The following is a 552-nucleotide window of genomic DNA, read 5'->3' as shown; positions in this document are numbered from 1 at the left end:
CCTTAGGACCGTTATAGTTACGGCCGCCGTTTACTGGGGCTTCAGTTCAGAGCTTCGCTTACGCTAACCCCTCTCCTTAACCTTCCAGCACCGGGCAGGTGTCAGCCCCTATACTTCGCCTTACGGCTTCGCAGAGACCTGTGTTTTTGCTAAACAGTCGCTTGGGCCTATTCACTGCGGCTTTCCGTTAAGAAAGCACCCCTTCTCCCGAAGTTACGGGGTCATTTTGCCGAGTTCCTTAACCAGAGTTCTCTCGCACACCTTAGGATTCTCTCCTCGCCTACCTGTGTCGGTTTGCGGTACAGGCACCTTTTATCTCGCTAGAAGCTTTTCTTGGCAGCGGGGAATCAAAGACTTCGCTCCATAAGGAGCTTCCCCATCACAGCTCAGCCTTCACGATAAGCGGATTTGCCTACTTATCAGCCTAACTGCTTGGACGTGCACAACCAATCGCACGCTTCTTCTATCCTTCTGCGTCCCTCCATTGCTCAAACGATAAAGAGGTGGTACAGGAATATCAACCTGTTGTCCATCGCCTACGCCTGTCGGCCT

Annotated in this window: 1 rRNA gene; it reads right to left on the bottom strand. The window is 52.4% G+C overall.

Annotated elements, in window-relative coordinates:
- Positions 1–552, bottom strand: a 23S ribosomal RNA gene (locus JDS99_RS30930); the annotation flags it as partial.

It is taken from the genome of Bacillus cereus group sp. N6 (genome assembly GCF_016483705.1).
GTDB lineage: Bacteria > Bacillota > Bacilli > Bacillales > Bacillaceae_G > Bacillus_A > Bacillus_A wiedmannii.
This window is presented reverse-complemented; position numbering and strand designations above follow the sequence as displayed.